Source organism: Pseudomonas sp. GW822-FHT02E03, assembly GCF_058802325.1.
Map to the genome: position 1 here is coordinate 1 of NZ_JBXAOA010000091.1, position 4,133 is coordinate 4,133.

General features: G+C 58.8%; 4 protein-coding genes. All 4 read right to left on the minus strand.

Annotated features, from left to right (window positions below; all coding sequences use genetic code 11):
* Positions 1-150 precede the first annotated feature (150 nt).
* Genes AC1RQB_RS28115 through AC1RQB_RS28130 form a run of 4 tightly spaced genes read right to left on the minus strand, consistent with a single transcriptional unit; the run spans position 151 to position 3,855 of the window.
* Positions 151-1,017, minus strand: a complete 867-nt coding sequence (locus AC1RQB_RS28115; RefSeq protein WP_063341959.1) for an ABC transporter permease — start codon at positions 1,015-1,017, stop codon at positions 151-153.
* A gap of 19 nt (positions 1,018-1,036) precedes the next feature.
* Complete coding sequence (locus AC1RQB_RS28120; RefSeq protein ID WP_063341960.1) at positions 1,037-1,897, minus strand: ABC transporter ATP-binding protein; 861 nt, start codon at positions 1,895-1,897, stop codon at positions 1,037-1,039.
* Positions 1,898-1,902: 5 nt separating this feature from the next.
* A complete protein-coding gene (locus tag AC1RQB_RS28125; RefSeq protein ID WP_007906401.1) occupies positions 1,903-2,928 on the minus strand; it encodes an ABC transporter substrate-binding protein in 1,026 nt (341 codons plus the stop codon).
* 15 nt (positions 2,929-2,943) lie between these two features.
* Entirely contained in the window at positions 2,944-3,855 is a 912-nt protein-coding gene (locus tag AC1RQB_RS28130; protein ID WP_063341961.1) for a TauD/TfdA dioxygenase family protein, read from the minus strand.
* Positions 3,856-4,133: the final 278 nt, after the last annotated feature.

The window sequence follows — 4,133 nt, forward strand, 5'->3', positions numbered from 1 at the left end:
GCCTTGCTGAAAGGGCAAAGCGAATACCAGCCAAAAGCCAGTTGAGGGCTTTCCCTCAACCATAGAATCTCCCACAGTGGAGTTTCGGTCGAACACAAATGCTGTGTCCACTTGAAGACCGCGATGGGGCCAGATCAGACACCACAGAACCTACCGCTGCATCCCCCACCGCTTCACCGTCACCCGCTCCAACGTATCAAACACCAGGTTTTCCACCAGCAACCCAATCAGGATCACCACCGCTAACCCGGCAAACACCTTGTCGGTATACAGCTCATTACGATTCTGGAAGATGTACCACCCCAAACCACCCTTGCCGCTGGTAGCGCCAAACACCAGTTCGGCGGCGATCAGCGTACGCCAGGCGAAGGCCCAGCCGATTTTCAGCCCGGCAAGAATCGACGGCAACGCGGCCGGGATCAGGATGAACAACACGAAACGGATGCCCTTGAGGCCGTAATTGCGCCCGGCCATGCGCAAGGTTTCCGAAACACCAAGAAACCCGGCATAGGTGTTCAAGGCCAACGCCCAGAGCACCGAATGCACCAGTACAAAAATCAGGCTGTTCTGCCCCAGGCCAAACCACAGCAGCGCCAGCGGCAACAGGGCAATCGCGGGCAACGGGTTGAACATCGAAGTCAGCGTGCTGAGCAAATCGCGACCGAATCGGGTCGACACCGCCAGCGTCGTCAGGACAAACGCCAGAACGATGCCAATCAGGTAACCCTTGAGCAAAACAACCAGCGAAATCCACACCTTGCCCAGCAGTTCGCCGCTGAGCAGGCCGTCCTGCAGCGCGCTGGCGGTTTGCAAAAAGCTCGGCAGCAGCAGGTCGTTGTTCTGATAACGGGCAACGGCTTCCCAAAGCACCGCGAGCAAAATCAGGATCAGGCTTTTACGCAGCCAGCCTTGCTGCCAGAGACGCTGGCCGAGCGGTAATTCACGCTCCAGCGGTACGCTGGTCAGCGGCTGCAAAACAGTTTCGTACTCTTTACGCGCAGATGATGAATGGCTCATCGGGCAATCCTCCAATGGCTCAATAAGCGATGCGAATGTCGGCGAAATCCAGCTCACGCTCGGTTTCCGGCGACTGGCCTTCGTCGAACAACAGCCGATGAATCCGCCGCGCCGATTCCTGGAACGCCACGCCCCCCAAGCTGTGCAAGTCGTATTGATGGCTGTGGACTTCCGCCCGCACCCGCCCCGGATGAGGCGACAGCAGCAAAATCCGGTTACCCACCACCAACGCTTCTTCGATGGAGTGAGTGACAAACAGCAGCGTGAAACGCACCTCCTCCCAGAGCAGCAACAACTCTTCCTGCATCTTGCGTCGGGTCAGTGCATCAAGGGCGGCGAAGGGCTCGTCCATCAACAGGATCTTCGGCTGCATCGCCAAGGCGCGAGCAATGGCCACGCGAGCTTTCATGCCGCCAGACAAGGTATGCGGATAGGCATCGGCAAACGCCGCCAGACCGACTTTGTCCAGATAGTGCAGCGCCCGCTCTTCAGCCTCTTTGCGCTTGAGGGTTTTGGAAGCGAGCAGCGCAAACATCACGTTCTGTTTGACGGTCTTCCACGGTGGCAGTTGATCGAACTCCTGGAACACCACGATCCGGTCTGGCCCTGGCGCATCGACCCGCTGGCCTTGCAGGCGAATCTCACCCTCACAGGGCGGGATGAACCCGGCAACGGCTTTGAGCAACGTCGACTTGCCGCAGCCCGAAGGACCGAGCAGCACAAAGCGGTCCGCCGGATCGATCTCGAAACTGACTTGATGGGTCGCTCGAGCCACCCGCGCAGGCGTGCGGTATTCCAGGCTGACCTGGTCGACCGACAGCAGCGCTTGAGCTGCCGCGATCGGTTTGCTGGCCGTGTGGCCTTGCAAAGGGGCGTTCATGTCGGTCAGCTCCCTTGCAGCGGTTTGGTGTCTTGGAAGAAGTAATCCTTCCACGAATCCGGTTTGTTTTTGATCGCACCGACGCGGTAGAGGAACTCGGCCAGCGGGTAGGTGTTTTTCGGCGTGATGCTGAATTCGAACTGCGGATTGTCGATGATTTTCAGCAATGCCGCGCGGTCGATTTTGGCCTTGGTGACGCGGATGTAAGTGTCGGCCGCCGCACCTTTATCGTTCTGCGCAAACTCAGCCGCTTCGGTCAGTGCGGCGATGAAGGCTTTGTAGGTTTTCGGGTTTTCGTTGCGGAATTTCTCGGTGGCGAACAGCACGGTCGGCGAGTTCGGACCCAGCAAGTCATAGGTGTTCAGCACCACATGCACGTTGGGGTTTTGCAGCGCCTGATCCTGGAACGGCGGGTTGGAGAAGTGCCCGCTCAACTCGGTACCACCGGCAATCAGTGCCGCGGTGGCATCCGGGTGCGGAACGGCGATGGTGTACTTGTCGAGACGATTGAATTCCTTGTCGCCCCATTGCTTGGCCGCCGCGTATTGCAGGAAGCGCGACTGCACCGAGACGCCGACCGCCGGCACCGCAATGCGGTCTTTCTCGGTGAAGTCAGCAATGGTTTTGACCTTGGGATTATTGCTCACCAGGTAGTAAGGGAAGTTACCCAGGGAGGCCACGGCTTTGACGTTCTGCTTGCCGTGGGTGCGATCCCAGATGGTCAGCAGCGGACCGACGCCGGCCCCGGCAATGTCGATGGAACCGGAGAGCAACGCATCATTGACCGCTGAGCCGCCGGAGAGCTGGGTCCAGTCGACCTTGATGTCGATGCCTTCCTGCTTGCCGTACTTCTCGATCAGGTTCTGATCGCGCACCACGTTGAGCAGCAGATAAACGATGCCGAACTGTTCGGCGATACGAATTTCACCTTCGGCGTGGGCCACGGTCGGCGCTACCAGGCTGCCGGCGAGCAGGCTGAAACCCAGGCCAATGGCCGCAGCCAAGGGTGCAAATGGAAGACGTTTGGACATGGGAATTCTCCGAAATCAGAAAGGCGCGTCGCCCTGGATGGTGGTGCGATACAACTTGCGGCGCAGATGACTGGGGCATCCGGCGGCGAGGTGAATCAGCGAACGGTTGTCCCAGAACACCAGGTCGTGGGCCTGCCATTGATGGCGGTAAATGTTTTGCGCCAGCACGCTGTGGGCGTAGAGCTCGTCGAGTAATTGTTTGCTCTCGTCTTCCGACAAACCGACGATGCGGGTGGTGAAGCCCTCGCTGACGAACAACGCTTTGCGACCGTTTTCCGGGTGGGTGCGGACGATGGGGTGAACCACTTCGGCGACCTGAGCGAGTTGCTCCGGCGTCAGGGTCGGGCGCCAGTTGCCCTCGAATTTGCTCTCGCTGTAGCGCGCCGTGTAGGAGTGCGCGGCCGAGCGCCCTTCGACGGCTTTGCGCAGCGCCTCGGGCAGGTTGTCCCAGGCTTTGTGCATGTCGGCGAACAGCGTGTCGCCACCTTCGGACGGCAGCTCTTGGGCATGCAGCATCGAGCCCAGGCTTGGTAGCTCTTTATAGGAAAGGTCCGAGTGCCAGAACTTGCCGGCATCCCCGAGGCCGATGGATTGGCCGTTCTCGATGATGTTCGAAACGATGAGAATTTCCGGATGCCCGGCCAGCAGAAATTGCTTGAGCACATGGATCTGCAACACACCGAAACGGCGGCTGAAGGCGATCTGCTGATCGGGAGTAATGCGCTGGTCGCGGAACACCACCACGTGATGATCCAGGTGCGCACGATGGACACGGGCGAAGTCCCGGTCGTTGATCGGGCGGGACAGGTCCAGGCCGATGATTTCAGCACCGACGGCGCCGCTGAACGGGCGGATTTCGAAGGATTGCGACGCGATGGCGGCGACGCTGGTTGACACAGGCTTTGGAGAAAAAGAGACGGCTGACATAAAAATCACTCCCACGCACAGCGCGCTCAAGGGCGCGCATCGATCAGAAACTCACGGAGGTCCCGTGTTGGTTCGTGTCGTGCGGCGCGCCGATTGGTCGGCAGGTACGCAGGGATGTGACTTTATAGGTATAAGAATTGAAATTTAAATACCGTTAGTGAATAACGATATGGCTTTTGGCATGCGGCGTCTATTAGGCCGCCTTCGCGGTGTAGAAACGGATACATCCTTTACAATCGAGACCGGGGACATCCTTTACGTTTTTGTGGGTTTGAAAG